Raw genomic sequence first — 26,658 nt, 5'->3', positions numbered from 1 at the left:
TCCGCTTGGGCGACGGCCTCTATAAGAGGGTCGCCTGCTGGAAAACAGCAGGCAATTTCGTCGGGGCCTTGACCCTCAACTGCTTGTTTACGTTGAAGCGTCCAAAGACAACCTCGATTGCCGAGGGGGAAACACCGAATTCAGCGGCCAAAAAGCGCACCATGTGATCCGTCGCCCGGCCCAGGCGGGGTGCCGCCGTCACGCTGATATTGAGCTGTGCCCCTTTGGGCTTGCCGATGGCATCGCGGCTGGCGCTGGGTTTGCCCAGAACATTGATGACCAGCGTATCGTCCTCCCACCAGAAGAATGTGGCATTCTCATCGGCAATCGATCCCGGCTTTGCCCGTGGCCGCTTCATGTGGGATTCCGCTCCAGAATTTCGACGCATTCGCGCGCCCTGCCAACCTGCTATAGGCCCCTCAGGCAGGACTCTGCAATCCGCGAGGTTTTGCCAGAACACGATATCGGCTTCCAGAATGCCAATGCGGAATCCCGACTGTTGGGCCGCTTCGTCCGGCGTGAGGTCGGGAATATCCCGCAGATCAGTTGGTCGCGCCATGGCATGCCTCAATGCCCAGAGCCTCATGCAACAATAGCGCAAACGAGCTGGCCGGGGAGAGCAGGCCCAAAGATCAGCGATAAATGCGAAAATTCATCAAGTGATATCAATGGGCTGCTCTGCCGGTTTAGCGCGTCGGCAGCATTGGGTGCTGGGGCACGGTTTGGGGCGTCGATGGGGGCGGATTTCGCCTGCTCGTCGCCGGGCGGGTCGCGGCCACCGCCATCGCGATGACCTCCCGCAATGTCACCTGCTGCCCCTTGAACCCAATCTCCACCATCTTATCCAATAGGTAATCATTCTGCATGGCCGTCTCCTTTTTGCCGCTGCCTATGCAGCTATTTATGCGGACGGGGCATAAATAGCTGCACACCGACGGAGGGGATGGGATGATCCTGGGAGAGGCCTACAACGTTCTGCGGACCATCGGCATGACCGATAACCAGTATGAGTTCAGCCGGATATGGCTGGGCCGGTGCCGCAGCTACATGAGCAGCACGATAGCCCGGCAGCGCCGTCCTTGCGCCGACGCGCTACTCACCTTGGCCGCGAACCTCAGCCGGGCATCGGCACGGATGCGGCAGAGTTATCAGCATGTCCACGCCAACATGCTGGACGACCTCGGCGGCAAGGTCTGGGTTGACGTGATGGGACGCGCAAAGATAAACCATTCTTCGCCATTGAATTAAATTGATCGCGCCACCCCTGACCGCGCTAAATAGTATGGGAGAACGGCAATGAACAAGGTCAACGAATTCTATAATCACGGCATATAATATGCGTGGTCATTAGCCCTGAGCCAATTTCTTGTTCACTGCCGTCTCCCACCGGCGAACATGACGGCTCAGGGCTATTTTATTTGTGGGAGACAATTATGAAGACAATCTATTACGTATCGGGTGGCTGCGGATCAGGCAAGACCGAGGCCGCGATCACCTACATGGATCATCTCTGCCGAATGAGCGGCAAGAACGTGCTGCTCGTCCAGCCGACCAAGTTCCTGCTGGAGCAAACCAGCAAGCGTATCCGGCAGCATCATCCCAAACAGAATGTCGTCCTTATCCACGGCGACAACGGGGAAGATGACGTGTCGGTGAAGGTGCGCATCATGGCGTTCATGCGTGGGCACCATCGGAGCGTCATTCTGGGCATCACCCATGCGGCATTCCTCGGCATGCCGTCGTGGCAGCGAAGCGGCGACTGGCATTTGATCATGGACGAAATCCCCGCCGCTGACGGCACGTTCCAAATCAATGTGCCCGACACCTTCCGCTGGTTCATCGACGATTTCGAAATTGAAAGCGGTCACGGCACTTACTTCCGGATGGGCCGGGCGGTTGGGCATCAGCGTCGCTTCGACGACGTGGCGGCGAACAAGGAGCGGGACGATCTGCTCGCGGTTCTCTGTGACCTCTATGCCAAGGTCAACAGCAAGGCGCATGACGTGTGGGTTCGGCGCGATTGCTGGAACCGTCTCGGCAACCAGCGGTTCGACGGCCAAGGGCGGCATGGTGCATTGATCTGCCACTGGGCATTACGACCCGAGGTGTTCGATGCCTGGGACAGGCCGACGATCATGGGGGCCAACTTCACCAGTTCCATGCTGTATTTGCTGTGGCAGGACAAGGTGGAGTTCGCGCCGCATCCGCACATCAAGCCGAAGTTCGAGCACTACCCCCGCGAGACCAGCGAGCGGTTGACCTTCCGCTACATCTCGGAACGCCGCAACAGCGTGAACTTGCAAACGCGGTTGGATAAGCAGTTTTGCAAGGCCGTCAACGACGCCATCGCCGAGCATTGGGGCGCGGAGCCCTTCCTGTGGGTCGGCAACAATGCCAAAGGGGGAGACTTCATCGTCAGCGATGCCGGTGCCCGTATTCCCGCCATTTGCCATGGCCGTAACGATTGCGTGGATCACACCCGCATTGCCTTCTTCGCCGCACTCAACGACACCCCGCCGCACTTCAAGTTCTTGGAGGTGGTGCATGGCATTCAGGCTGATGTCGTGCATCAGGCTAAGTCGCAGGAGGTTATCCATCAGGCGATCATGCGGACGGCTTTACGGGATGCTGCGTCGAGCAAGCGGGTCGAGGTTCTGGTCGTGGACAAGGAGACAGCCCTTCAGTTGAAGGCGCGCCTGTTCCCGGCGGCGCGCATTGAGGGGCCGGACGAAATCGATCCGGCGTTCATTGAGCGGGACATGAAGGTGCGTGAGCGCGCCAGGACCAAACCGGCATTGACCTCCGTCGAGCGGAATGCGAAGGCGCGTGAGGCCAAGAAGCGGCTCCAGGACCAGCAACTCCGTCTGTCATTGCTGCTGGCCGGAGGCCACAACACGTTGTGTGTTGATCAAGACCAGACACATGACAGGTGTTACGATTATGACCTTAATAATATAGTCGAATTCGTAACACCTGGGATTTCCGCTTCGTTTATTTCAACCAAGACAAGTCCATATGTCCTGAGCGAGCACATCACCAATTGGAACGAAGTCCGTGCGCTCTTGCGTGACGCATTCGCGCACGCCTACAAGGCGAAGGACGACAATTTGCTGATGTCCGGGGCCAAGTACGATCCATGGCGCAGCCCCGACACCCGTCGTGGCCTCGCCAACGTCGAATACGTGACGTTCATGCAACTGGACTTCGATGGCGGCGACCTCGGCGTCGATGAACTCCATGTGGTGTTCGACGACTTCGCATGGCTCGCCTTCAACTCGTTCAACAACGATCTCGGCGATGGCCAACTCCGCTATCGCGTGTTCATCCCCTTCCGGCATCCGGTCACGGCGGACTATTACCATCGCCTGTGGGATGCGCTGGCGGCGCGTATCGAGCAGTTCGGCTTCACCGTGGGGAAACGGGTTCCAGGCAAACGCTTCAGCGGTCTCGACAAGAGCAAGCGCCCCGCCAACTCCATCTTCTATATGCCCAGTCAGGCGCGGCGCGACCACCGCCGCAATTCATTCTTCGACGACAGCCAGTGGAATGAAGCCGACATTCTCGATCCGCTGGCATGGCTCGATGTCTTGGACTTCGCCCCTGCCGAGGAGCGCGAGGTGCTGGCGTTCGACAAATCCCCGGAATTGCAGGCTCTCCATGGGGCGCTACTGGCGCAGCGAGCCAACCGCGACGAAGAGGAAATTAGTGACGCGCTGGCCGACATGCACAACGCCTGCATCTCGGCGTCACCCGGCACGGGCAATACGACGCTGTTCGCCCAAGCGGCCAAGATGAAGAGGCTGGGCATCTCCGACCACGACAGGGAGCGGCAACTGCAATCGCTGGCACAATCGATGCGGCATCCGAACGAACGCCGGGCACAGATCCCGTCGATCCAGAAGAGCCTTCGCCGGGCGGCGTGATCGCCGTTGTGCCGTTTCGAGGCGTAACAGCTTGCTCGTGCCAGCCCTGCCGCGCCCGGCTATTGCCCGAAAGCCCGCCCCCAGCACCCTGTACTCCAGCAGCGGGGGTGGGTTGCTGCCGGGCTTAAATGAAGCAGGCCGCGACTGTTGCCATTGCAGCGATCTTGTCCAATGGGGATGGAACGGTCACCATTCGTCGGCCAGCATGATGGTCAGCACGCGAACGGTCACCGCCGGGTCGGCGGGATTGGGCGAGGCGAAGGTCATTTCTCGGTCGTAGGCGTCGATCTTCCATATAATGCGATGCTCGTCGCCAACGGTCATCACGGCGCAGTCATGCTCATGGTACGGATCATTGTCCGGCGTGAAGTCGGAAAACGCGGCGACGGCAGCAATGATCTCCGTGACGGCATCCTGGTCGAGGGCCTGGATGCCCTGGGTAATCATAACGCGACCGCCAATATGGTGGCAGCGCAGCAGGTCGTTGAGATCGGCAATCTTGGAGGCTTGGTCCATGCGGCTCTCGCTTCGACGAGGGCGCGGGTCCGGGATGGGCGTTGCGCCCGTTGCGCTGCTATAGCGGTGGGCCACGCGGGGCGTCTACGGGCGAAGGCACTCAAACCCACCGGGGATGGGCTTGCGATCTCTGGCCAATGGGTTCGGCCCAGCTACTTTCCGGTCGTGGTGAAGTTCAAAGCCCGGAAGAATTCAAAATCCTTCATCCACGGCACTCCCACGGAATTGCAGACATCCGGAACCTTACGGTTAGCGCGCTTCTTGCTGGGCTTTGATATCTCTTTGGTCACGATCACCCTGTCTGCGGACGCCAATCCGTAGGCGACCAGAAAGGGGTCTTGGCCGATCTCCTCAAGTTCGCTGTCATCAAGGTCGGGGGCATAGCCATCATGCAGCACCTTGTTCAGCAAGGTCGGAGATATCTCCTCGTCCAGGATCAGCTTCTTCTTGACCTCAGCACTGCACACCCAATCCTTGAGAGGGCCTTTTGAGATTGCGATCTCGGAATGGATCTCGAAGGGCATTTTCGCATGCCCGGCTTCGGCGACGGCAACAAGCCAGTCCCAAAACTGCGGTACCCGCCCAATCGGATAATAGTCTTCGTGTGCGCGGATGAGTACGTTGGCGTCGAGAAGATAGAGCAAGGTCAGCCTACCTCCTCATGTCCGGGAACAGCGCCCCACGGCTGCTTTCAAACCGGCGCAGTAGCGGCTCTACAGAACTCGGCTTCACGCCAAGCACCTTAGCCGCCTTGGTATGGGTTAGCAGGTTATCCCTGAGTGTCCGGTGGACGACGTCGATCAGGGCGTTTCCGAGCTTGTGCTGCCGGACCACGTAGTAGGACGGCCCACCTTCATTCTCTTGGGCTTTTTCCTTCTCCTTCGCCTTGACTGCCCTCCATCGGGCGGCGTAATCGGCATTGAGCCCCCGATACGTCGCGTCTTTTATCCAGCCCAGACGATATAGTCGATACGCAACCATCGGCTCGCTGACGCTCCACGCATCGGCTATGCCACCTATGATCCGATGTGCGGAGGCCTTGTCGTTGCGATCTAGTCCTGGCGGGCAATCAGCCAGAGCAGAGCTCGGCAGCAGAACCTCACTTGCAACATCATTGCAAAATCGCTCAATCCGCCCCGCCGGGGTGACCTCGTCTACCGCCTCAGGGGTTCCGCTCACGCCGCTCTGACCAAGCCAAATGTGAGCAAGTTCGTGGATCAGCGTGAACGAGCGAGCCGCTTTGGCATCTTGATTGTTGATAATGACAAAGGGCGCGACATCGTCAGCGATCGCGAAACCTCTAAATACCGTTTCAGCAAGGGCGGAGTGGTGCGATCCGAGATCGCCGATAAGCAGCACAAAAATGCCAAGCCGCTCACTACGGACCCTTAGCTCCCGGAAGAATTCATCGGGTCCGCCAGATCGGCCGCCGCCTGACACAGAGAACCCAAGAGCGTCATTGATTTTATTGACGACCGATTGAACGCCATCGCGCAGAGAAGTGGAGCCAACAAATGGGAGGCGCACCACCTCATCTTCGTCTTCAAGCAGGCTTCTAACCATAGCCTGCCGCGCGCGAATATCCCGAAGGAGCGCATCCAGAAGGGCATTCTCCCTATGCGAGACAGAGGCAGGGAGCGTTCTGAAATCCTCCCCACGCTCGCCCTTCGGCGGCGGGGATTGCATGTAGAATGTTACCAGGGGGCGACGATAAACCGCCGCGAACTTTGCAAGCTGGGGACGTGTGGGAAGGCGAGTTCCTGCTTCAAGTTCGGCAAGCTTATCAGCGGCGGTCACCGCCTCGGACGACGAAAGGCCGAGCCTATCCGCAGCATCGTCGAGGCTAAGGCCAGCCGATTCTCGAGCCCAAACAAGTATTTGTGGGTTGATGCCCTCAGCGCCCGCCATTACCGAATTCCTACTGCGCCCTTATACATCAGCGGTCGCATCCGACCTTGCTGCCTCGCCAGTTCCATACCCTGCGCATCTGCGTCAGGATGCACCAAACAATACCAGCCCAGCAATGTGCATTTCCTTACCTGCTCCCGACGATCCTCCTTATATCTGGTGAGGGCCTTACCGTGAAAGCCAATCAGCTAGGCCGAACGACCCGCGCATTTTTGCTGCGCGGAAAGCCCCCACAGTTTCCGTCCTGTCGCCATCATGTTCCCGCTACGATCCGCATAATACGGGAGTCTTGAGTTTTCGCAGTTCAATTCGCATAGTTTAAAAAGGCGTATTTTTCCGCGCTAGAACAATTCGTTAGAATCACGCCTAACGTTTTCGTAATGCGCGGGCCGTGGGTTCGAGTCCTCTCGCCGGCACCATTTTCTCCTAAGAAAACAAACAGTTAGCGCAGCGCCTTGACAGGCGCTCGCTGCTGTTTTGCAATTCGCAGTGTTTTCGCAGTCCGTGCGCGCGTGTCGCATGAATAAACTGCAACTATTACTGTGGAGGGCGCTATGGGCCGACCGTCAAAACAGGACTATCGCTATCACGACGACGGGAACGTGGCCCTGTATCGCCGCCCCAACAGCGCCATGTGGTACGCACGCTGCAAACTGGAAGACGGCACCGCCCTCAATCCCTTCAGCACCGGAGCCGAGGACGAAGCCGAGGCGGTCAAGGCGGCGCGTAAGCGGATCATGTTCGCCCAGGTCGATCAGGAACGCGGCCTTGATCCCGGCGGCAAGACCTTCGCCTTCATCGCCGAGCAATGGCTGAAGATGATGCGCAAGGAGGTCGAGAAAAAGATTTCGACCAAGGCCAAGGTGGATGCTTACGAGGCTATCACGCGCCGCTACCACATTCCCTATTTCAACAAGACCAAGATCACCGAGATCACGCCAAAATCGCTAGCGGCCTATGAGACGTGGCGGGCGGAATACTGGACCTCCGGTCCCGGCGCGGTGGCCGAGTTCGAGACCATCACCCGCAAGGACGGCAAGATCTACAAACGCAAGACCAAGCGGGTGGCGCGGGGCAAGATGGATGCCGAAGACACAGTGCTGCGGCAAATCTTCAAGTTCGCGGTCAAGGAGGAGTATCTGCCGGTAGCCCGCATGCCGACCATCGGCAGCAAGAAGCAGGTGGGCAATGGCACTCAATCCAGCCGCCGTCCGGCCTTCACCAAGGAACAGGCGGGCAAGCTGCTGGACTACGACGCCAACGCCTTCTACCCGATCACCGCCAAGATGGACGCAGCCACCGTAGCGCGGCTGGAGGACGACCGCATGGTGTTCAAGGCGTGGCTGGCACTGATGCTGGGCACCGGCATCCGGCCCGGCAAGGAGCATCACGGCATCAAGTGGAAACACTTCGAGCAGCACGACGACGAGAACGGCAAGAACCACCTGTACCTGACTGTCCAGAAGGACACCAAGACGGGCTCGCGCAACGTCCATGTCGATACCGAGACCTATGCCATATTCCTCGGCACCTATAAGGCGTTCCCCAGCCGGGACAGCGAGATCTTCATGCAGGGCCCAGTCTATGGCACCAAGTTCAAAGCCCCCGACGATTACGTGTTATGCGACCAGGAGACCGGCAAACCGATCCTCCGCTTCGACCGCCAGTTCCACACCATGCTGCGCAATCTCAAGATGGAGCACGACGACAACGGCGACGCCTTCACGCCCTATTCACTGCGCCACACCTGGGCCACGTTGAAGCTGAACGCCGGAATGAACGAACGGCTGGTGGCGCTCAATCTCGGCACCAGCCCCGAAATGGTCCACCGCCATTACGGCCACGACAACACCAAGAGCCGGGCATCGGAGTTCGCCGATGAGTGGCTGGGCAAGGAGGAGTGAGGGCTGCGTGTTACCGGCGGTAATGGGTGACGAGCGTCCGAATTCCTCGTTGAGCCGGGATTAGGTCTCTCGCCCTCTGTCCGAATAGGGCCGGGAGGGAAAGGAGCGACGAAACGGTATGCTTCTGGCCTAATCAAGCAATTCAACGAACTCTCCGTGCAACTCGTGCATTCCTAACGCTTGCGCAATGAATGCCGCCGCGAGAAGAACCGATGTAACGGCGACTTCTACATATTGCATCCATTCGGCCCGACGAGATGGCGATGGGACTCCGGCTAGATTAAAGTCGTCCTTGCCCCCGTTATAGACCTCCATCACATGCGCATAATTCGCATGGATGTATCCGCTGAAGGCCTTGTGGATTTTCTCCATTACCCTCTGCGTTGTGTCGCTGCCGTGCGTGATGACATGCACGGCAGTTTCATGACGAGCCGCCGCCATAAGGTTAGGCGGTTGCTTCCTCCAGATAGACAGCAGCACCAGATGCTCAGGCGCCCTCCTGCAGGGAAGAGGCTAACCAGCATTGATCTATATTAGGGGGGGGTGAAGCAGTCCCTAAAAAACGAAGGTTTGAGAACAAAACGGGCCTGATGTACCCTTGCCTGATTTTGCTCCTACGAATGGGGGTCGATTGTGGCGGAATCGGAACAGCCGATCGTTCGCCGGGATGGTGTTCGCTTACTTGCGAGCAGTTCCGACGCGCTGGTAGCCGAGATGCAGCGCCTTCCCCAACCGCCAGCCGTCGTGACTGATGGTGAATGTCGCGCGATTTCCTTCGCGGCCGCCATAAAGGGCCTTCATCTTCGGGGCGCTGCTGTCCTTCCGGTACCCCTGTCTCCAAGCCTCCCGAGACGGCCTGTGGACGGATGTATCAGGCCTTCCTGCTGGAAACGACGGTGCGCTGGTCGAGCCGGTTCCCATTGCTGATATTGGACAAAGAGTAGGCGCTTAGGTGCCTAACCCAGGACGACGGGAGGGCAGCGTGGGGACCACCATCGCACTTTTTGGGTTCGCAGGACCGTTACGACAGCCTGCGCACCTCGTCATAGACCGCGCCGTCATTACGGTTGCCGATCAGCGGCACCTTCAGCGTTTCGGTTTCGGCATCGACGGTGAAGACGATCCGGTATTCACCGATGTCGGCCCGCAGATAGGGCGAGCCCTTGAGCGGCTGCACGTCGTGGCGCTCGGGATCGGCCATCAGGTCTAACAGCTTGCTGACCACCTGTCGGAACTGCTTGGGTGGAAGCTGGTCGAGGAACTTGCGAGCCCGCTTGGACAGATCAAGCCGAAGGTTCATCGGTGCCCGCCAGCTTGGACTTCAGGAAGCTGGCCGTCTCATCGACCCCGAGATAACCTTCGGCCTCGGCCTCCTTCACCCGCGCCAATAAGGCGGAATCTTCAAGATTGGACAGGCGCTCATATTCGGACCACGACAGCAGGACGGCGACCTTGCGACCCGTCCGCGTCACGGCAATGGGCTCGCGCCCGGCGGCTTCGAGGAACTCCCCGAAGTTGTTCTGTACATTCGTTGACGCTGCCGTCTTCATCTCACACCGCCTTGGCCAAATTCGCCACATTAGCTAATATAGCGATGCGGCCTCGTGCCCGCAAGGCAGATGGCCGTGACGCTCGCACGGGTCAGTACTCGTCGGCCAGCATGATGGTCAGCACGCGCAGGGTCACCGCCGGGTCGGCAGGATCGGGCGAGGCGAAGGTCATTTCGCGGTCGTAGGCGTCGATCTTGAAGATGATGCGATGCTCGCCAACGTCCATCGCAGCACAGTCATGTTCACCCCATGGATCGTTGTCCGGCGTGAAGTCGGAGAATGCGGAGACGGCGGCGATGATCTCGGCGATGGCATTCTGGTCGAGGACCTGGATGCCCTGGGTGATCATGACGCGACCGCCGATGTGGTGGCAGCGCAGTCGGTCGTTCAGTTCGGCGATCTTGGAGGCTTGCTCCATGCGGCTCTTGGCTCTCGGTGAGGGCGCGTGTCCGGGATGGGCCTTGCGCCCGTTGCGTTGCTATAGCGGTTGACCTGCCTTGGAAATCTTCCTCCAGTTTGAAGTAGAGTCCGGCCCATCAGAGGACGGACGACATGAAGCGCAGCAGGTTCAGTGAAGAACAAATCATCGGCATCCTGAAGGAGCAGGAGGCCGGGGCGGGGACGGCGGATGTGTGCCGCCGGCACGGCATTTCGAGCGCCACTTTCTACAAATGGAAGGCCAAGTATGGCGGCCTGGAGGTGTCGGAGGCGCGGCGGCTGAAGGCGCTTGAGGATGAGACCCGAAGGGCAGCGCAGCAAACGCCCGGCTGAAGAAGCTGCTGGCGGAATCCATGCTGAACGAGGCCGCGCTCCGCGATCTTCTGGGAAAAAAATGGTAGGGCCCGCCGCCAAGCGGGAAGCTGTCGCCCATCTGCGGAGTGGCTTCGCGATGAGCGAGCGTCGGGCCGAACGGAGCGGTAGCGGATCATGGTGCGATCCGCTGCGATGACCGAGCAGGCCCGACGCTCGCTCATCTCGAAAGCATTCCGCAGATGGGCGACAGCTTCCCGCTTGGCGGCGGGCCCTACCATTTTTTTCCCAGAAGATCGCGGAGCGCGGCCTCGTTCAGCATGGATTCCGCCAGCAGCTTCTTCAGCCGGGCGTTTGCTGCGCTGCCCTTCGGGTCTCATCCTCAAGCGCCTTCAGCCGCCGCGCCTCCGACACCTCCAGGCCGCCATACTTGGCCTTCCATTTGTAGAAAGTGGCGCTCGAAATGCCGTGCCGGCGGCACACATCCGCCGTCCCCGCCCCGGCCTCCTGCTCCTTCAGGATGCCGATGATTTGTTCTTCACTGAACCTGCTGCGCTTCATGTCGTCCGTCCTCTGATGGGCCGGACTCTACTTCAAACTGGAGGAAGATTTCCAAGGCAGGTCACGGGCTATTCCTCCACCGTCAGCGAATTGTCGAGTTCTTCCAGTTTGCCCCCGACGGCCCGGCGGCTCCGAAAGGCCGCGTAGATCTGATAGCCGATCAGGATCGCCGTCAGGCAGAGAATGGCGGCGCTGATGGGTTTTTGAGCAAAGACCATCACGTCGCCGCGCGAGAGGATCATGGCTCTGCGGAATTCATCTTCGAACCGTGGCCCGAGAACGAAACCAAGAAGAATCGGGGCCGGATGAAAACCAAGTCTCAGCAGAAGATATCCGAATATTCCGATCGCCAGGGTGAGGATCACCGGTGTGATGGAGTTGGTCGAGCTGTAGACGCCGATGCAGATGAAGAATAGGGCGCTGGGATAGAGAATGCGGTAGGGAACAGCCAGGAGTTTCACCCATATCCCGATCAGCGGCACGTTGAGTACAATCAACATGATGTTGCCAATCCAGAAACTGGCGATCAATCCCCAGAACAGATCGGGATGGGCGCTCATCAGGGCGGGGCCGGGAGTGATCCCTTGAATGATCAGGGCTCCCAGCAACAGGGCCATGACCGCGTCGCCGGGAATTCCCAGGCTCATGGTCGGGATGAAATCCCCCTGGACCGAGGAATGGGTCGAAGCCTCGGGACAGGCGACACCTTCGATCGCGCCGTGGCCGAACCGTTCCGGCGTCTTGGAAAGTTTCTTCTCGGTGGCGTAGGAGACGAACGACGCAATGGTCGGGCCCGTACCGGGAATCAGGGCGCACAAGGCACCGATGATCGTTCCCCTGAACATGGGCATGGCCGCCTGTTTCAATTCCGACCGGCTTGGGCACATGTCACGCAGCTTGATATGGGTGTGGCTGGTGTCGATGGGCTTGACGTTGTTGACGCTTTTGAGGAATTCGGCGATGCCGAACATCCCGAGAGCCACCGCCACGATCTCTATGCCGTCCAGCAGTTCGTGAATGCCGAAGGTGAATCGCCCGATACCCGTGTTGATGTCGGTGCCGACCAGTCCCAGCAGCAAGCCGAGCAATGTCATGGAAATGCCCTTCAGGGGCGATCCCTTGGCGAGGGTCGACCCCACCAGCAGGCCCAGGACCATCAGCGAACAGATTTCCGCCGCCCCGAAGTGAAGCGCGACGGTAACCAAAGCCGGGGCGAAAAAGATCATCTCGATAATGCCGAACGACGCCCCGGCGAACGACGACAGCATGGTGATGCCCAGGGCCACCCCTCCCTTACCCTGTTTGGCCAGCGGATAGCCGTCGAGACAGGTCACGGCGTGGGGAGGATGGCAGGGAAGATTGAGCAGAATGGAGCAGATGGCGCCGCCGTACTGGGAGCCGTAATAGATTCCGGACAGCATCAGCAAGGCGGCGACCGGAGGCATGGAGAAGGTCAGCGGCAGCAGAATGGAAATGGCGGCCATCACGCCCATGCCGGGCAACACGCCGACAAGGTTGCCGATGAGAACGCCCGTGAAGCACCACACCAGATTGGCTGGCTGTAGAGCCACTGAGAACCCGTACAACAGGTCGTTGAGTGCGGAGAAAATCATGGCTCGTTACCAACGGAACAGAGGAAACTGGACGTTGAGCATGACGGAGAACACGACCGAGCCGAGGACCGTCACGACCAAGGCAAGCGTGGCTGCGCCTTTCAGGGACGTGGTACGATCGCCGATCGCCGAGATGAAGACGCAGGAGAAGGTCGCCGGCACCAGCCCGGCGAAGTGGCCGAGGATGATGAAGGACACGACGCCTCCGATGATCGCCGTGCCGCCCTTCAGGTCGAACGGCTCGTCGCCCGAATGCCCGGCCCCGGCGTGGGCGTGTCGGGCCTCCGCCGCGCCTTGCTGGGTTACGGCGATAAGGATTCCGACCACGACGAGCAGGATGCCCAGGACGACGGGGAAGAAACCTGGCCCCATTTGCTCCGCTGAACCAAATTGGTATGAAGACCCTTCAAGCATGGCGCCGATTCCTATCAGCGCCATCAAGGCTCCGGCATAGTACTCGCGCACGCGGATGTTTCTGGACATGACGCCTCCATATATTTTTATATTTGTATAAATGTGTCTGATGATTCCGCGTTCCCTTCGGCGGGCGCGGCGGTCTAGCGGACGGAGCTCCCGCCCGTCAGGCCGGCAAGCACCGTACCCTCCTGGAGGGGCGGGGCATGGCCGAGCTTTATGTTCTTGGCCTTGATGATCGCCCCGAATTTCTCATGTTCCCGCCGGATCATGGTGCTGACCTCGGCGGGAGGCATCGGGGCCGGCTCGAATCCGGCGGCCCGGAATGCCTTGCGGGTTTCCTCGTTCGTCAGCGCGGCATTCAGCATCGCTTCGAGTTTGGCCATGATCGGCGCGGGAACGCCTTTCGGCGCGATCAGGGCAAACCAGGATCGCATCTCGACATCTTTCTGCCCAAGTTCCTGGAAGGTGGGCGTGTCCGGCATCTGGGGAAGTCGCCTCGTTCCGGTTATCGCCAGGGGACGCAATCTGCCGGCCGCAACAAGCGCATCCGCCGAATTGGGGGTCTCGACGATGAAGTCGACTTCCCCGCCCAGCAGCGCCGTCACCGTGGGAGCCGCCCCCTTGAATGGGACGTGGGTGGCGGAAAACCGGCCGACATCCATCATCAATTCGATGGTGACGTGCTGCACCGTGCCAAGGCCCGGCGTAGCGAAATTCATCTTGCCGGGATTGGCCTTTCCGTAGTCGAGAAGGTCGGCATAGCTCCTGAATTTTGACGCGGAGTTCACCAGAACGATGAACGGAGCCTCGGTGATCTGGCCGATGGGCAACAGCGAGGTGAATGGGTCGTAGCGAAGGTTGGTATACAGGTGGGGGGCCATGACCAGGGCGCTTGATGACGCCAGAAGCAGGCTGTACCCGTCCGGCGTCGCGTTGGCGGCGCGGGTCACTCCGATGGTTGAACCCGCTCCCCCGATATTTTCCACGATGAACGGCCGCCCGCTCTGATGTTCGAGGGCGCGCGCGATAATCCGCCCGGCGCTGTCGGCCGGTCCACCGGGGGTGAAGGGAACGATCAGGGTGACTGGCTTGGCGGGGTAGTCTTCCGCCCGCAGTGTGGCGGTTCCTGCCAATGACATTACTGTGGCTAATATAAGTAATGGCATTCTCATGGTGAGTCCTCCCGGTGACGATTTTGATGTTATTTGAGTTGTCTCTCCCAAGTTATATTTATATTTCAGCGCAGATAGCTGATATCTTTATGTATTGCTTCTTATGTGCTGCCTGCGATGTTGGCGCCGTGGCGTTCTTTGCTCCTCTGGTTCTCTGATTTTCTATGGCCGACATGGAAAAACATTAAGGAGGGGGGAGTGGAATGGGCAATAACGGAGTTCCCGCTGTTTCATGCTGCGGAATACAAAATGAGGCGGCGGGCGGGCCGTCCGGCCTGGGAAATTCTGCGTTCCGTGAGGTGAAACGCCCAATGCTCGGCGGATTGTCCGCGTCGGGCCGATGTCTATCCTCTCGTCATGACTGGGGCCCGGACGCTCGATGCGAGCGGTCCTGGAGGTCCACGAAATGACAAGGAAGGAATGGCAGATGGCGAAACCGATCCAGGATTTGCGGGAGTGGCTTGGGAAAGTTGCGGAAATTGGTGAACTGGTCCGGGTGAATAAGCCGGTCGATCGCGACGAGGAAATGAGCGCGATTGGTTACCTGGCCGCCAAGCAGACGCCATCTCCGGCCGTGTTGTTCGAGAACCCCGCCGGGTTCGAGAAGAGTCCGGTTGGGGCGACGTCCCTGTGGAACATTCTCGGGCCGAGCACCAAGCGTGTCGCTCTTACCCTGGAAGAGCCCGCCAACACCCCGACCACCGAATTGATCAAGCGCGCCAAGGATAAGCTCAAGCGGCGCATTCCCCCGCGCGAGGTCCCGGCAGCCGAGGCCCCCATCTTCGAGAATACCCTGCTGGGTGATCAGATCGATCTCGACCTGCTTCCGATTCCGCGGCATTGGCCGTTGGATGGCGGTCGCTACGCCGGTACCGCGGATGCGGTTATCACGCGCGATCCGGATAGCGGCTACCTGAATATCGGCACCTACCGGATGATGATCCAGGGCAAGCGCGAATGCGGCCTGTATCTCTCGCCGGGCAAGGACGCCCGCCTGCATATCACCCGCGCCTGGGAGCAGGGCAAGGCGATCGAGGTCGCGGCGGCCTGGGGCATCGATCCCCTGTTCATGATGGTGGGGTCCCAGACCTTTCCGAAGAATGTCTCTGAATACGAATTCGCCGGCGGCATCAAGGGCGAGCCGATTCCGGTGGTGAAGGGCAAGACGACCGATCTGCTCCTTCCCGCCAATGCCGAATTGGTGATCGAGGGCATCATCCGCCCGAATTCCGTTCGGGCGGAAGGGCCGTTCGGCGAGTTTCCCGGCTATTACGGCCGCCCCGAGGCGGGATGTCCGCTGGTGGAGATCACCGCGGTTCATTTCCGGACCAAGCCGATACTGACCAATGCGCTGATGGCGGACTATCCGTCGTGCGAGCAGAGCGGCTTCTTCTCGGTGATCCGGTCGGCCAAGATCTGGGACGATCTCGACAAACTGGGTATTCCCGGCATTCACGGCGTCTATTCCCATCCCGCCGCCGCCGGCGGCTTCGGCATGACCGTGATCAGCATGGAGCAGCGCTATGCCGGCCACGCCGCCCAGACGCTGGCCCTGGCCGCCCAGGGGCCGGGAGGGGCTTACTACACCAAGTGGATCATCGCGGTCGACGAGGACATCGATCCCACCGACATGGACCAGGTGATTTGGGCCATGGCCAGCCGGTGCAATCCGGTCGAGGACATCGACATCCTCCGGAATACCTGGAGCACCTGGCTCGATCCTACCCAGAATCCGCCCGAGGAGCGGCCCTATGGCTCGAAGGCGCTGATCAACGCCTGCAAGGAGCACCGATACCTGCCGGTGTTCTCCAAGCGGACCACCCTGCGCGAGGAGGTCTACAACAAGGTCGCCGGCCGGTGGAGCGATCTCGGTCTGCCGGGCAAGATCCCGACGGTCCGGGCCTTCGAGTCCGACCAGAAGGTCGTCTACCACGAAGTCGGCGGCTTCGAGCCGGGCCTCCAGCCCGGCGAGGAAGGCGCGAAGAAGGGCTGATGCGGGAAAATGGCGCCCGGCGTCACCATGGATGTGGTGCCGGGCGGTCTTCCGGGGGAGCGTCGGCCGTTGAATACCATGCCATCCGAGGAAGCCGGTGATGAAGTACAGCTTCGATCAGATAGATACCCTGGCGGGGCTTCTTGCCGATCAGATCGCCGGAAATCAAGTTGATCTCAAGGCGGTCCGCAATCTCGCCAAGGAGTTGTCCATATTGTGTCCGGATATATCCGGAACAATGTCCCGCATCGTCGAGTGGACGGATTCCGGCCTTGGCGGCGGCAGTGCCGAGCCGCCGAGCAGGCCCTAGCTGCGGGGGCTGGTCGCTGCCCGGGGGAGGTGTGGTGGAACATTCAGCGGCGGGGGCCGGTCGACTTCGGGGCGAGGCGGGAGAGCCGGGGCATCAGGCGGTTCGCCTGTGGCTGTTCGGCGGCCTGTCGGTGCTGTGTCCGGAGCGGCCACTGACACTTGAGGTGCCGCCGGGGATAACGGTTGGAGAGTTGCTTGGAATTCTCGGGAGACGCCTGGGGGCCGCGTTGCTGGAATCCGTGATGGAAACGCCATCGCGCAAATTCAGCATCTGCCGGGTTTTCATCGACGGAATGCCGGTCGATCTCGACGACCGGTTGCCCGAAACGCCCGGCGGTCTTTCCGATTTCGAGTTGATCGTGCTCACCGCCGCCGAAGGCGGATGAAAGGAATTGCCATGACCATTCATCTTTCCAGGCGGGAAGAAAAGTCCTCAAACGCATCGGGTATCGACAAATGGGTGCCCTCGGCCTGCGCCCTTTGCTACGCCACCTGCTCGATCCGGGCTCACAACGTCGATGGCGTGGTGATCAAGATCGAAGGCAATCCCGACAGCGTGGTTGGCAAGGGAAAGCTTTGCGGAAAGGGGGTGAGCGGCCTGATGGGGCATTACGATCCCAACCGCCTGACCCGGCCGCTGCGCCGCACCAATCCCCGCAAGGGAATCGGTGTGGACCCCGGCTGGAAGGAAATTTCGTGGGAGGAGGCTCTGACCGAGATCGCCGAGACCTTAAGGCGGGTGCGGGCCGAGGACCCGCGCAAGCTCGTGGTGCAGCGGACCACCACCGTCACGGCGAGCCGGATTCCGTTTCACAGTTTCGCAGCCGGATTCGGCACCCCCAACATCGCGACCGCTGGCGGCGGGCTTCACTGCGGAAACGGCGCCCATGAAATCAGCGGGATAATGCATGCCTCGTGGTCGGTGGTCCCTGATTTCGCCTATTGCAATTACGCCATCTATTTCGGCGCCTCGAAGGGGCATTCCGCGGGCCACGCGTCCTGCTCGAACATGGGGCTGGCGGCCGACGCGCGGGCGCGCGGCATGAAGATGGTCGTGGTCGACCCCATGTGCAATTTCGCCTCGGCCAAGGCCTCGGAATGGGTCCCCCTGCGGGTGGGGACCGATGGGCCGCTGGCCCTGGCGATGTGCAACGTCATCGTCAACGAGTTGGGCAGCATCGACGAGCCTTATCTCCAATCCAAGACCAACGGTCCCTACCTGATCGGTCCGGACAAGCGCTATGTCCGCGACCCAGCAAGCGGAGAGCCGCTGGTCTGGGATTGCGGGCGCAACGAGGCCCGGCCCTACACCGAGGTGCCTTCGGCGAGCATGGCGCTTCTGGGTGAGTATCGCGTGGACGGCGTGGTCTGCCATCCGGCGTTTCAATTGCTCAAGGATCATCTCAAAAGCTTCAGCCCTGAAGCCGCCGAGGCCATCACCACGGTTCCCGCCGCGAACATTCGCCGCCTGGCGACGGAATTCGCCACCGAGGCCCGCATCGGCAGCACCATCGTCATCGACGGCGTCAGCGTTCCCTACCGCCCGGCGGCGGCCATCGCCTTTCGCGGCTCGCAGGGGCATATGAATTCGACCTACAACTTCCTGGGGGTCGATCTGCTGAACCAGTTGGTCGGGGCTGCCGACGTCGCCGGCGGCTGTCTCGGCTTCAACCCCGCCTGCAACGGCTTTCCCGGGACCGGGCGGTTGAAATACCGGCCCAAGCCGGGCCGCGACGGGCTGATGGTGTCGGGAACCTGGATGGGTTACCACTACCCCTATCCCATGGCCGAGCCCCGCTCGCCCCAGAACATCGGCCTTCAGGACCTGTTCGTGATGGGGATGAACTCTCCCTTCCTGGCGTCGTCCGACCAGGAAGAGATGTGGACGAAATTCGGCCTGCCCTACCGCCCCGAGGTACTGTTGAACTTCGGCGCCAACATGCTGATGAGCATGGGGACCAAGGAAACGGTGGCGGCGGCGTTGCAGCGCTACAAGCTGATCGTGTCCTTTGACCTGTTCCTCAACGAGACATCGGATTTCGTCGATATCGTCCTGCCCGATTGCGACTACCTGCAATCGGTGGATTCCCGTTCGACCTGGCCCTTCATCTTCGGGCATCCCGCCGGCATGGGCGAGTGGTGCTGGGGCATCCGCCAGCCCGCCGACGAGCCCTGGGGCGAGCAGCGCCGCTTTGCCGATGTCCTGCTCGATCTCGCCGATCGCGTCGGCATTCTGCCCGATGTCCATGCCGCCATGAATGCTTCCCTCAACCTGGAGGCCCCCTACCGGCTGCTCCCGGATCGGCGGTATTCCTGGGACGAGATCTGCGATGCCGAGCTGAAGAACAATTTCGGCGAGGTCCACGGTCTCGACTGGTTCAAGACGAATGGTGTCATCAAATGGCCGAAGACTCCCGACGAACCTTACTGGAGGGCGACGACGGAGGCGCGGGTGCCGATCTATTGGGAGTTCATGGTCGATATCCGTGAGAAGATAAACAAGATTGCCCAACCGCATGGGTATACGACTCCAGAGGAATATTATGATCCTCTGCCATTATTTAATCCGTGCCTTTCACATGAGTGCAAGGCGCCTGGATTCGACTTCTATGCCTTTTATTACCGCGATACCCTTCACAGCAACAGCTATACGACCGAGAACCCGTGGCTGGACGAGGCGGCGCGGCTGGACCCGTATTCGTACACGATTGTCGTCAATCGATCGGTCGGAGAGGCGCGCGGCCTGAAGAGCGGCGATCTGATCCGGGTCGAGACCGAGGTCGGACGCTCGGTCGAGGGACGGGTCTGCCTGAGCGAGGCCATTCATCCGGAGGGGCTGGGAATTGCCGGTCTGGCCGGCCACTGGCATGCCGGCATGCCGGTGGCCAAGGGCAAGGGCGTGTTCTTCAACGAATTGCTGGAACTCGATTTCGCCCATGCCAGTCCGCAGAACCTCAATCTCGACCTGTGCGCCAAGGTCAAGGTCACCAGGATCGGAGAGGCGTCATGAGACTGGGAATGGTGATCGACCTCAAGCGCTGTATCGCCTGCTATGGATGCCAGTTGTCCTGCAAGGCCGAGCACGGAACGCCACCGGGGGTCTTCTTCGCCCGCGTTCTGAAGCGCGAGGAGGGGGTGTATCCGACGGTGCGGCAGCTATTTCTGCCGGTATTGTGCAATCACTGCGACGACGCCCCCTGTGTCGAGGTCTGCCCGACCGAGGCCAGCCACCACGCCTCACATGGCGTTGTTGATATCGATCATGACAAATGCGTGGGCTGCCGCGCCTGCATGATGGCTTGTCCCTACAACAACCGATACTTCCATGACGAGCGGCAGTTCTATTTTCCCGAATCCGGGCCGACCGTCTACGAGACGGCCCGGTCCGAGCGCCATCCCGAGAGGGTGGTGATGAAGTGCAACTTCTGCGCCGAGCGGAGGGCGGAAGGAAAACTTCCTGCCTGCGTCGCCAATTGCGCGGCCGGGGCTCGCTATTTCGGCGATCTCCATGATCCCAACAGCGAGGTGTCGCGCCTGATCAGGGACAGGGGGGGCTTCACCCTTCATCCCGAGGCCGGTACCGGTCCCGCCGTCTATTATCTGGCTCCGTGAGGCCCTCATGAACTCTCAGAGATACGACCAACACCTCGCCGACCTTCGCAGCGCCTATCGGCCGCAGCGGGAATGGGGGGAGGGCAAGGGGGTGCTTCTGGTCATCGGCCATTTTCTGGTGGGCGTCGCCGGCGGCACCTGGCTGATGGCTTCCCTCTACGGCGTCACCGCCGGCTTGGTGGTGGCTTATGTCCTGGGGGCGCTGGGGGGGCTTGTCCATCTGATGTTCCTGGGTCGGCCGGAACGGGCCTTCAAGATGATCCGCCATGTGCGGACCTCATGGATTTCGCGCGGCTTTGTCGGGTTAAGCCTGTTCCTGGCCGGAGCGACCCTGCATCTGGGCATGGTTTTCCTGTCGCCCGAAGGGGATGGGGGAGTCCTCGGTCTGGCGGGCAGGATGCTTGCCGCGGTGGGAACCGTCACCATCATCGGCTACATGGGGTTTTGCTACACGGCCTCCAAGGCGATCCCCTTCTGGCATTCGCCGATCCACCCGGCGATCTATATCGCCTTTGCCGGTCGCGGCGGCATCGCGTCGCTGCTGGTGATCGCCGCCCTGGGCGGGGATGGCGGCGGCAACCTGCTCCATCTTTGGGTCGGCATCACCATGCTGGTCTGCCTGCTGTTCGGCCTGGAGATTCATGGCGCTTTGTCGGGGGGGGACGCGGCGGCCCGCCGCTCCGTCCATGATCTCTTCGCCGGGCGGCTGGCCACGCTGTTCTACGGAGGAACCCTGGCGGTCGGACTGGTGGTGCCTGTCCTGCTGCTCGGTGCTCCCATTCCCCATTCACCGGCGACCATGGCGCTGATCGGTCTGGCCTCGGTGGCCGGCGACTTTTTCATGAAGCTCTCGACCGTCCGGGCCGGCGTCTATCGGCCTCTCCACCTTCCCCAAAGGCGCCAAGCATGACGACGACCTCCCGCCCCGAGCCGACCTCCCGCCCCGAGCCGACCTTGAGGCCCACGGCGCACTACCTTCTCGAGGGGCTTTGCGAAATCGGCATCGACTTCATGTTCTGCAACCTCGGTACGGACCATGCTCCCATTGTCGAGGAGATGGCCCGCTGGCGTCGGCAGGGGAAGGCCCCGCCCGAGGTCATCCTCTGTCCTCACGAGGTGGTGGCCGTTCATATGGCCGGAGGCTATGCCATGGCGACCGGCCGAGGCCAGGTCGTGGTGGTTCACGTGGATGCCGGAACCGCCAACGCGGCCATGGGCATGCACAATCTTTTCCGGACAAGGGTTCCCGTCCTGCTCCTGGCGGGGAAGGCGCCGTTCACCAGCCGGGGAGAACTGCCCGGTTCGCGGGATACCTTCGTGAATTTCCTTCAGGAGCCGTTCGACATGGCATCCGTGGTCCGACCCTATGTCAAATGGTCCTACGACCTGCCATCGGGCCTGATCGTCAAGGAAGTGCTCCGGCGGGCGCATAGCGTCATGCACAGCGGTGCCATGGGGCCGGTCTATCTCACCGCCGCCCGTGAAATATTGACGGGTGAGCATGACGAGACGGATATCCGGGCTTTTCCGGAATCGCGGTTCGGCGCGGTGGCGAATCAGGGTGTCGATGACGAGATCATCGAGGAGATCGTCGACCGGCTGCTGGCGGCGGAAAATCCCATTCTGATCACCGCCTATGCCGGACGTAACCCGCGGGCGCCGGGGGTGATCGAGAGTCTTGCCCTCTTCGCCGGTCTTCGGGTCTACGAGTCGAACCCCCTTTATCTGAATGTTTCACGGACGTCGCCGTGCTTCGCCGGATTGAATACGGCCGAGGCGGTGGCAAAAGCCGATTTCGGCCTGCTGGTCGATGTGGATGTGCCGTGGCTGCCCGCATCGGCGAGTGAAAATCCGGATGCCGTCTGGGTTCACGTCGATGTGGATGCCATCAAGAAGGATTGCCCGATGTGGGGTTTTCCCAGCCATATCCGCGTTCAGGCCGACAGTATCCGGGTGCTCGACCGCCTGCTCGCCATCCTGCAGGCCAAGGCCCCCCAGGCGTGGAGGGAAAAGGCCCGGCGGCGTTCAGCCAATTGGCCGGCTCCGGCCGCTGGTGCGCCGGTGGCTTTCAAGCCGGGGCGGGGCGGAAGAATGTCGGCGGCCTTCGTCTGCGCCGAATTGGCCAGATTCATCGACGACGATGCCATCGTGGTTCAGGAGGCGATCACCAACGTCATTCCCCTGTGCACTCATCTTCCACGGACCCGCCCCGGGACCTATTTCGGCAATGGCGGTGGTGGCCTGGGATTCGGGGGTGGAACCGCTCTCGGGGTCAAGCTGGCCCATCCCGATCAACTTGTCGTCCATGTCACCGGTGACGGCAGCTTCTGCTTCTCGTCCCCGTCGGCGGTCTACGCGGTGTCGGCGAAGTATGGGCTGCCGATTTTTACGGTGGTGCTCGACAATTCCGGATGGGGGGCCGTCGCGGGGGCGACGACGCGGGTCTATCCCCATGGCGAAGCCGTCGCGGCGGGGGCCTTCCAGGCTGACTATTCGGACGGCATGCAGTGGGAAAAGGTCGCCGAGGCCGCCGGAGCCCATGGCGAGCGGGTGGACGATCCGCAGGGTTTGGCCTCCGCCATTCGCCGCTGCCTCGGCGAGATCACCCTCGGCCGCTCGGCCGTTCTGGTGGTGGCCATCGAGGCGGTCCGCCGGCCCGAGAAGGTTCCGGGGTGACGCCTTCCGTCTCCCGGGGCAACTCTGTCCGAGCGGTTCCTTTCCGCTTTGGTCTCATTTCCCGCCGATCACGGCGGATCAATGGGCACGCGGATATCATCGCCGAAGAATGAGGTCAACTTGCGCAGGCTTGCCATCAGGGCCGCCCGTTCCTCCTGGCCGAGGGGCCTGAACACCTCCTCGTGAGCCTGGGCGGCCAACGGGGTGGCCATATCGACCAGGGCAAGGCCCTCCGCCGTGAGGACGAGCAGATTGCGTCGCCGATCATTGGAATCGGGCTTTCTGAGGATTGCGCCGCGGTTGACCAGATTGGAGACCACCAGGCCGACGGTCGAGCGGTCATGCCCCAGCATCAGGGCCACGGTGGTCTGGTCGGCGGACCCGATATATTTCAACAGCCTGAGAACGCCATACTGGCTCTGGGTGAGATCAAGATGGCGGCATGTGTCGGCGAATAGCGCGGCAAAGATCTGATGGGCGCGACGAAACAAAAAACCGGGACGATCATAGAGATCGTCCAATACGGTAGCGGGATCGGCATCAATCATCATTATCGCCCATGGTTCATACACTTGCCATCCGCCAAATTATTACAGCTGTTCCGCGAGTTCGTCCACTCTGCTGTGGAGGTCCTTGAAATTCAGGCTCAGATGCTCGAGGGCGAAGCCCAAGGTGGTGAGCATTCCCAGGGCGCCGCCGATGCTTGCCGCATCGTTTTCCGCGCGAAGGACGGCCAGTTCGTCTTGAAAGGATGCGACCGCCGCCTCGACGGCCTCGATACCGGGCGGCCGGGCCTGCCGGATCAGGGCTTGACTGGTCCCGTGAAGAAAGGCGGTGGCCGACTGCGCGATCGCGGCAAGCCTTTCCTTGATCCTGGCGCTGTCCGCCGAGGGAAAGGGAGGGGCCGTGACCCGGCCGATGATCACCATGTCATAGCGGAGTCGCCGCAGGGTCCGGAGGAGAGCATCGGGGCTGGGTTCGGTGCTCAGGTACGCCTGGCGTTCGCGGATGGCCTCGTCGGTGATCGCCTCGACGCGGACGAAGGCCGACCGGAGGACGTCGTGCAGAGACTGGATCGCCTTGGGATCGGCCGTCACCGAACGATCGGCCAGTGTTTCCGTCAACAGCCGTGCCAGCAGATCCAGGATGCGGGAGGAGGTCTGCGCGATGAGGCCATGGGCGCGTGTCGGCAGGAGGAAAAGGGCGATTCCCAGGCCGATCACGCTGCCGAGCGTGATCTCTACGACGCGGTCCATGGCGGAGCCGACGAGGCCGCCCGATTGTCCGGTGCCGCTTAGAAGGATGATGACGGTGGTGATCAGGGCCGTCTTGAAGCTGCTGTAGATCGAGGTAAGGAAGGCCACCGGCGCCAGGGCTACGCCCAGGGCGATACCCAGCCGGACCGGGTCGTCATGGGGAAGCAGCACCACGACGGCGGCGCTGTAGCCGGCGCCGCCCAGGGTGCTGATCAGTCTATCCCTGGCCGCCCGGAGGGATGCTCCGACGCTGGCCTGCATGATCAGCACCGCGCTAAGGACCGCCCAGGCTCCTTGGTGCAGATGAAGAAACTCGACAACGGCATAAGTGGCCAGACCGGCGACGGTGGTCTTGAAGCTGAGGCGAAAATCGGCGGCGTGCCGTTGAATCCATGACATCAAAGAATCCGGCCGTGTCGGAATGTCGTTCACGCTTGTCCTTTCGGGCGGGGGCGCCCAGGGGAAATCGATTGAAACCAACCAATGATATGGTATTATATCCACAATTAGACAGACGTCTCAATATTGGATGTCCGTCTCCGAATGTGCCCGATAGAGGCGCGGCGGAAACAGGGATGCGCCTCGTGGTCAGATTCCAATGCCCGCAATGCCGGGACACGAATCCGATTCCTCGTCGGCAACATGAATTTCGGCGAACCGCCTGTCGGCGGGGCGCCGCCGGAGGCTATGACGGTTGGCCGCATCGGTCGGCCGGTCATGCCTTCGGTGGTCTGGGAATGGGCTGACATGAAGCGATTTCTCCACATTGACCTCACGCGGCGCGATTGGACATCCACCGACCTTCATGGCGAGGATATGGTCCGGGCCGGACGCCACCTGATCGCCAGGATGCTGTTGGAGCGCGGGGTGGCCACGGCCGATGCGCTGTCGCCCGAGAATCCGCTTATCTTTTCCGCCGGGCCACTGGCCGGGACGGCGTTCTCCAACGCCAACAGGATCAGTGTGGGATGCAAGAGCCCGTTGACCGGAGGCATCAAGGAGGCGAACAGCGGTGGGATGTTTGCCGTGGCCCTGGGACAGCTTGCGCTGGCCGGCTTCATCCTCGAAGGCAGTTCCGACGAATGGGTGGTGATTCGAATCCGCAGGGACGGAACGCTGGGCTTCGACCCCGCCGGGCCGTTTCTGGGCATGGGCAATTTCGAGGCGGCGGCGGCGCTGTTCGAGCGATACGGCCCCAAGATCAGCTTCGCCTTGTGCGGTCCGGTCGGCGAATACCGGGGGTTGTTGTCGGGGATCGCTTTCAATGATCGCGAGGGGCGTCCGGGACGACTGGCCGCGCGGGGCGGCGTCGGGGCGGTCATGGGCAGCAAGAGGGTCAAGGCGATCGTGGCCGATTTGGACAAAATGCCAGACGTCCACGACAGGAAGTCCTTCTACAAACTGTCGAAGGACTATGCAACGGCCCTGGCCGGGCAACCGGCGACGAAAAGCTTCCGGGAACTGGGAACGGCCGGAATGGCCGACTTCATTAACTATATCGGGGGCATGCCCGTCCGGAATTTTCGCTCCGGTCAGCTTGTCGACCCAAAGCGGCAGCCCCTGAGGGTCGGCGGTGATTTCATCCGCCAGCGGATTCTTCAGCGAGGCGGGCACACCACCCATGGCTGCATGCCGGGATGCGTCATCCAATGCAGCAACGTCTATGTGGATGACGCCGGCAAGGAGATGGTGTCTCCCCTGGAATACGAGACACTCGGCCTGATGGGGACCAATTGCGGCCTGGGCGATCCCGACGATATCGCCCAGTTGAATGCCATCGTCAACGACCTGGGGGTCGATTCCATCGAGACCGGCGCCACCCTGGGCGTGCTCATGGAGGGCGGGCAGGCGGAATTCGGAGATATCCGCTTCATCAAGGTGGCGTTGGAGGATTTGCGGCTCGGCAATGAGCGGGGACGCCTGCTGGCTCAAGGCACCGCCAGAGTGGGAGAGCATTTCGGCGTCGGGCGCGTTCCAGTGATCAAGAGACAGGCGATCAGCGCCTATGATCCAAGGGTGGTCGAGGTGACTGGAGTTTCCATGATGACCACGGCCCAAGGGGCGGATCACACCGCCGGGGCGATTGCGGCCATGGATTGCAGCGGTAAAACCACGCGGGAACTGGCGGCGGCAAGTCTGGATGCCCAGTTCAAGTTCGCCGTTTCCGACAGCATGGGTCTGTGCATCTTCGGGCGTTCGGTTACCGACGCCAATTACGAGATGATGGCGGAGGCGGTCAATGGCTGCCTCGGCATTGCCATTAAGCCATCGCTCCTGCGCGAGATCGGGCGCGAGACCGTATGGATGGAACTCGAGTTCAACCGGCGGGCTGGGTTCACGGCCGATGACGACCGGCTTCCGGCCTTTTTCTATGATGAGGCATTGCCTCCAAGCAACAAGACCGCACGCCCCTTCAACGACGTCCGCCAATGCATGGACGCCCTGATGGCAGCGGAAATGGGCGAGCGGCATTTTTCCACGTGATGGAGGAGGCGCGG

At 61.2% G+C, this 26,658-nt stretch carries 26 protein-coding genes and 2 pseudogenes; 12 read left to right on the top strand and 16 right to left on the bottom strand.

Annotated elements, in window-relative coordinates:
- Positions 1 to 19 precede the first annotated feature (19 nt).
- On the bottom strand, positions 20 to 559 hold the full coding sequence (locus CP958_RS26670; RefSeq protein ID WP_197706428.1) for a DUF167 domain-containing protein: 540 nt from the start codon (positions 557 to 559) through the stop codon (positions 20 to 22).
- A 127-nt stretch (positions 560 to 686) separates the two neighbouring features.
- Complete coding sequence (locus CP958_RS18785) at positions 687 to 866, bottom strand: hypothetical protein (protein ID WP_096703740.1); 180 nt, start codon at positions 864 to 866, stop codon at positions 687 to 689.
- Between the two features lie 82 nt (positions 867 to 948).
- On the opposite strand from CP958_RS18785, the gene CP958_RS18780 reads away from it, so the two are divergent.
- Together CP958_RS18780 and CP958_RS18775 are read left to right on the top strand one after the other, a co-directional pair.
- Entirely contained in the window at positions 949 to 1,248 is a 300-nt protein-coding gene (locus CP958_RS18780; RefSeq protein ID WP_096703739.1) for a DUF6626 family protein, read from the top strand.
- A 185-nt stretch (positions 1,249 to 1,433) separates the two neighbouring features.
- Positions 1,434 to 3,923: a DEAD/DEAH box helicase family protein gene (locus tag CP958_RS18775; protein WP_096703738.1), complete on the top strand. Its 2,490-nt coding sequence runs from the start codon at positions 1,434 to 1,436 to the stop codon at positions 3,921 to 3,923.
- Between the two features lie 186 nt (positions 3,924 to 4,109).
- Here CP958_RS18775 and CP958_RS18770 read toward each other — a convergent pair whose 3' ends face one another.
- From CP958_RS18770 to CP958_RS18760, 3 genes are all read right to left on the bottom strand, one after another.
- The gene (locus CP958_RS18770; RefSeq protein ID WP_096703737.1) at positions 4,110 to 4,439 is read right to left on the bottom strand and encodes a DUF3768 domain-containing protein; all 330 of its coding nucleotides are present in this window, start codon (positions 4,437 to 4,439) and stop codon (positions 4,110 to 4,112) included.
- A gap of 152 nt (positions 4,440 to 4,591) precedes the next feature.
- Positions 4,592 to 5,083 (bottom strand): DUF4411 family protein, encoded by a 492-nt coding sequence (locus CP958_RS18765; RefSeq protein WP_096703736.1) that lies wholly within the window; start codon positions 5,081 to 5,083, stop codon positions 4,592 to 4,594.
- Positions 5,084 to 5,090: 7 nt separating this feature from the next.
- Entirely contained in the window at positions 5,091 to 6,347 is a 1,257-nt protein-coding gene (locus CP958_RS18760; protein WP_096703735.1) for an XRE family transcriptional regulator, read from the bottom strand.
- Positions 6,348 to 6,901: 554 nt separating this feature from the next.
- Between CP958_RS18760 and CP958_RS18755 the strand changes: the two genes are divergently transcribed.
- The gene (locus CP958_RS18755; protein WP_096703734.1) at positions 6,902 to 8,251 is read left to right on the top strand and encodes a tyrosine-type recombinase/integrase; all 1,350 of its coding nucleotides are present in this window, start codon (positions 6,902 to 6,904) and stop codon (positions 8,249 to 8,251) included.
- A gap of 129 nt (positions 8,252 to 8,380) precedes the next feature.
- Here CP958_RS18755 and CP958_RS18750 read toward each other — a convergent pair whose 3' ends face one another.
- From CP958_RS18750 to CP958_RS18735, 5 genes are all read right to left on the bottom strand, one after another.
- A complete protein-coding gene (locus tag CP958_RS18750; RefSeq protein WP_141400575.1) occupies positions 8,381 to 8,731 on the bottom strand; it encodes a hypothetical protein in 351 nt (116 codons plus the stop codon).
- Between the two features lie 198 nt (positions 8,732 to 8,929).
- A complete protein-coding gene (locus CP958_RS27390) occupies positions 8,930 to 9,052 on the bottom strand; it encodes a hypothetical protein (protein WP_277948891.1) in 123 nt (40 codons plus the stop codon).
- Between the two features lie 220 nt (positions 9,053 to 9,272).
- On the bottom strand, positions 9,273 to 9,551 hold the full coding sequence (locus CP958_RS18745) for a type II toxin-antitoxin system RelE/ParE family toxin (RefSeq protein ID WP_096703732.1): 279 nt from the start codon (positions 9,549 to 9,551) through the stop codon (positions 9,273 to 9,275).
- A complete protein-coding gene (locus CP958_RS18740; protein WP_170959033.1) occupies positions 9,535 to 9,801 on the bottom strand; it encodes a type II toxin-antitoxin system Phd/YefM family antitoxin in 267 nt (88 codons plus the stop codon). Before CP958_RS18740 ends, CP958_RS18745 begins: the two co-directional genes overlap by 17 nt.
- A gap of 91 nt (positions 9,802 to 9,892) precedes the next feature.
- Positions 9,893 to 10,219 (bottom strand): DUF3768 domain-containing protein, encoded by a 327-nt coding sequence (locus tag CP958_RS18735; RefSeq protein WP_096703730.1) that lies wholly within the window; start codon positions 10,217 to 10,219, stop codon positions 9,893 to 9,895.
- Positions 10,220 to 10,353: 134 nt separating this feature from the next.
- Between CP958_RS18735 and CP958_RS18730 the strand changes: the two are divergent.
- Positions 10,354 to 10,708: pseudogene (locus CP958_RS18730) on the top strand (transposase); the annotation flags it as partial.
- Here CP958_RS18730 and CP958_RS18725 read toward each other — a convergent pair.
- The 4 genes and pseudogenes from CP958_RS18725 to CP958_RS18710 all read right to left on the bottom strand — a co-directional run.
- A pseudogene (locus tag CP958_RS18725) lies at positions 10,704 to 11,112 on the bottom strand (transposase); the annotation flags it as partial. The pseudogenes CP958_RS18730 and CP958_RS18725 sit on opposite strands and share 5 nt — an antisense overlap.
- Before the next feature lie 68 nt (positions 11,113 to 11,180).
- On the bottom strand, positions 11,181 to 12,725 hold the full coding sequence (locus CP958_RS18720) for a tripartite tricarboxylate transporter permease (protein ID WP_096703729.1): 1,545 nt from the start codon (positions 12,723 to 12,725) through the stop codon (positions 11,181 to 11,183).
- A 6-nt stretch (positions 12,726 to 12,731) separates the two neighbouring features.
- Positions 12,732 to 13,208: a tripartite tricarboxylate transporter TctB family protein gene (locus tag CP958_RS18715; protein WP_096703728.1), complete on the bottom strand. Its 477-nt coding sequence runs from the start codon at positions 13,206 to 13,208 to the stop codon at positions 12,732 to 12,734.
- A 74-nt stretch (positions 13,209 to 13,282) separates the two neighbouring features.
- The gene (locus CP958_RS18710) at positions 13,283 to 14,314 is read right to left on the bottom strand and encodes a tripartite tricarboxylate transporter substrate binding protein (protein WP_096703727.1); all 1,032 of its coding nucleotides are present in this window, start codon (positions 14,312 to 14,314) and stop codon (positions 13,283 to 13,285) included.
- Between the two features lie 379 nt (positions 14,315 to 14,693).
- Here CP958_RS18710 and CP958_RS18705 point away from each other — a divergent pair, with 379 nt between their 5' ends.
- The 7 genes from CP958_RS18705 to CP958_RS18680 all read left to right on the top strand — a co-directional run bounded on the left by CP958_RS18705 (position 14,694) and on the right by CP958_RS18680 (position 22,904).
- On the top strand, positions 14,694 to 16,307 hold the full coding sequence (locus CP958_RS18705; protein WP_347337846.1) for a UbiD family decarboxylase: 1,614 nt from the start codon (positions 14,694 to 14,696) through the stop codon (positions 16,305 to 16,307).
- Between the two features lie 100 nt (positions 16,308 to 16,407).
- Positions 16,408 to 16,617, top strand: coding sequence for a hypothetical protein (locus CP958_RS18700; RefSeq protein ID WP_096703726.1), 210 nt, complete (start codon positions 16,408 to 16,410; stop codon positions 16,615 to 16,617).
- A 34-nt stretch (positions 16,618 to 16,651) separates the two neighbouring features.
- Positions 16,652 to 17,002, top strand: coding sequence for a MoaD/ThiS family protein (locus tag CP958_RS26020; RefSeq protein ID WP_141400574.1), 351 nt, complete (start codon positions 16,652 to 16,654; stop codon positions 17,000 to 17,002).
- 11 nt (positions 17,003 to 17,013) lie between these two features.
- Positions 17,014 to 19,626, top strand: coding sequence for a molybdopterin-dependent oxidoreductase (locus CP958_RS18695; RefSeq protein ID WP_096704176.1), 2,613 nt, complete (start codon positions 17,014 to 17,016; stop codon positions 19,624 to 19,626).
- The gene (locus CP958_RS18690) at positions 19,623 to 20,228 is read left to right on the top strand and encodes a 4Fe-4S dicluster domain-containing protein (protein ID WP_170959032.1); all 606 of its coding nucleotides are present in this window, start codon (positions 19,623 to 19,625) and stop codon (positions 20,226 to 20,228) included. The genes CP958_RS18695 and CP958_RS18690 overlap by 4 nt, the downstream gene beginning before the upstream one ends.
- Before the next feature lie 7 nt (positions 20,229 to 20,235).
- Complete coding sequence (nrfD, locus tag CP958_RS18685) at positions 20,236 to 21,138, top strand: NrfD/PsrC family molybdoenzyme membrane anchor subunit (protein WP_096703724.1); 903 nt, start codon at positions 20,236 to 20,238, stop codon at positions 21,136 to 21,138.
- Positions 21,135 to 22,904, top strand: coding sequence for a thiamine pyrophosphate-requiring protein (locus CP958_RS18680; RefSeq protein WP_096703723.1), 1,770 nt, complete (start codon positions 21,135 to 21,137; stop codon positions 22,902 to 22,904). Before nrfD ends, CP958_RS18680 begins: the two co-directional genes overlap by 4 nt.
- A 68-nt stretch (positions 22,905 to 22,972) precedes the next feature.
- On the opposite strand, the gene CP958_RS18675 is transcribed toward CP958_RS18680, so the two are convergent.
- Complete coding sequence (locus CP958_RS18675; RefSeq protein ID WP_096703722.1) at positions 22,973 to 23,455, bottom strand: MarR family winged helix-turn-helix transcriptional regulator; 483 nt, start codon at positions 23,453 to 23,455, stop codon at positions 22,973 to 22,975.
- 39 nt (positions 23,456 to 23,494) lie between these two features.
- Entirely contained in the window at positions 23,495 to 24,592 is a 1,098-nt protein-coding gene (locus CP958_RS18670) for an FUSC family protein (RefSeq protein WP_141400573.1), read from the bottom strand.
- Positions 24,593 to 24,847: 255 nt separating this feature from the next.
- Here CP958_RS18670 and CP958_RS18665 point away from each other — a divergent pair, with 255 nt between their 5' ends.
- Entirely contained in the window at positions 24,848 to 26,644 is a 1,797-nt protein-coding gene (locus CP958_RS18665) for an aldehyde ferredoxin oxidoreductase C-terminal domain-containing protein (protein ID WP_242442992.1), read from the top strand.
- Positions 26,645 to 26,658 lie beyond the last annotated feature (14 nt).

This window comes from Magnetospirillum sp. 15-1 (genome assembly GCF_900184795.1).
Classification (GTDB): domain Bacteria; phylum Pseudomonadota; class Alphaproteobacteria; order Rhodospirillales; family Magnetospirillaceae; genus Phaeospirillum.
This window is presented reverse-complemented; position numbering and strand designations above follow the sequence as displayed.

Bases quoted from the DNA above. Each gene is read 5' to 3' on its own strand.
- CP958_RS26670 (WP_197706428.1), bottom strand. From the start codon at position 559: ATGGCGCGACCAACTGATCTGCGGGATATTCCCGACCTCACGCCGGAC.
- CP958_RS18785 (WP_096703740.1), bottom strand. From the start codon at position 866: ATGCAGAATGATTACCTATTGGATAAGATGGTGGAGATTGGGTTCAAG.
- CP958_RS18780 (WP_096703739.1), top strand. From the start codon at position 949: ATGATCCTGGGAGAGGCCTACAACGTTCTGCGGACCATCGGCATGACC.
- CP958_RS18775 (WP_096703738.1), top strand. From the start codon at position 1,434: ATGAAGACAATCTATTACGTATCGGGTGGCTGCGGATCAGGCAAGACC.
- CP958_RS18770 (WP_096703737.1), bottom strand. From the start codon at position 4,439: ATGGACCAAGCCTCCAAGATTGCCGATCTCAACGACCTGCTGCGCTGC.
- CP958_RS18760 (WP_096703735.1), bottom strand. From the start codon at position 6,347: ATGGCGGGCGCTGAGGGCATCAACCCACAAATACTTGTTTGGGCTCGA.
- CP958_RS18755 (WP_096703734.1), top strand. From the start codon at position 6,902: ATGGGCCGACCGTCAAAACAGGACTATCGCTATCACGACGACGGGAAC.
- CP958_RS27390 (WP_277948891.1), bottom strand. From the start codon at position 9,052: ATGAAGGCCCTTTATGGCGGCCGCGAAGGAAATCGCGCGACATTCACC.
- CP958_RS18745 (WP_096703732.1), bottom strand. From the start codon at position 9,551: ATGAACCTTCGGCTTGATCTGTCCAAGCGGGCTCGCAAGTTCCTCGAC.
- CP958_RS18740 (WP_170959033.1), bottom strand. From the start codon at position 9,801: ATGAAGACGGCAGCGTCAACGAATGTACAGAACAACTTCGGGGAGTTC.
- CP958_RS18735 (WP_096703730.1), bottom strand. From the start codon at position 10,219: ATGGAGCAAGCCTCCAAGATCGCCGAACTGAACGACCGACTGCGCTGC.
- CP958_RS18720 (WP_096703729.1), bottom strand. From the start codon at position 12,725: ATGATTTTCTCCGCACTCAACGACCTGTTGTACGGGTTCTCAGTGGCT.
- CP958_RS18715 (WP_096703728.1), bottom strand. From the start codon at position 13,208: ATGTCCAGAAACATCCGCGTGCGCGAGTACTATGCCGGAGCCTTGATG.
- CP958_RS18710 (WP_096703727.1), bottom strand. From the start codon at position 14,314: ATGAGAATGCCATTACTTATATTAGCCACAGTAATGTCATTGGCAGGA.
- CP958_RS18705 (WP_347337846.1), top strand. From the start codon at position 14,694: ATGCGAGCGGTCCTGGAGGTCCACGAAATGACAAGGAAGGAATGGCAG.
- CP958_RS18700 (WP_096703726.1), top strand. From the start codon at position 16,408: ATGAAGTACAGCTTCGATCAGATAGATACCCTGGCGGGGCTTCTTGCC.
- CP958_RS18695 (WP_096704176.1), top strand. From the start codon at position 17,014: ATGACCATTCATCTTTCCAGGCGGGAAGAAAAGTCCTCAAACGCATCG.
- CP958_RS18690 (WP_170959032.1), top strand. From the start codon at position 19,623: ATGAGACTGGGAATGGTGATCGACCTCAAGCGCTGTATCGCCTGCTAT.
- nrfD (WP_096703724.1), top strand. From the start codon at position 20,236: ATGAACTCTCAGAGATACGACCAACACCTCGCCGACCTTCGCAGCGCC.
- CP958_RS18680 (WP_096703723.1), top strand. From the start codon at position 21,135: ATGACGACGACCTCCCGCCCCGAGCCGACCTCCCGCCCCGAGCCGACC.
- CP958_RS18675 (WP_096703722.1), bottom strand. From the start codon at position 23,455: ATGATGATTGATGCCGATCCCGCTACCGTATTGGACGATCTCTATGAT.
- CP958_RS18665 (WP_242442992.1), top strand. From the start codon at position 24,848: ATGACGGTTGGCCGCATCGGTCGGCCGGTCATGCCTTCGGTGGTCTGG.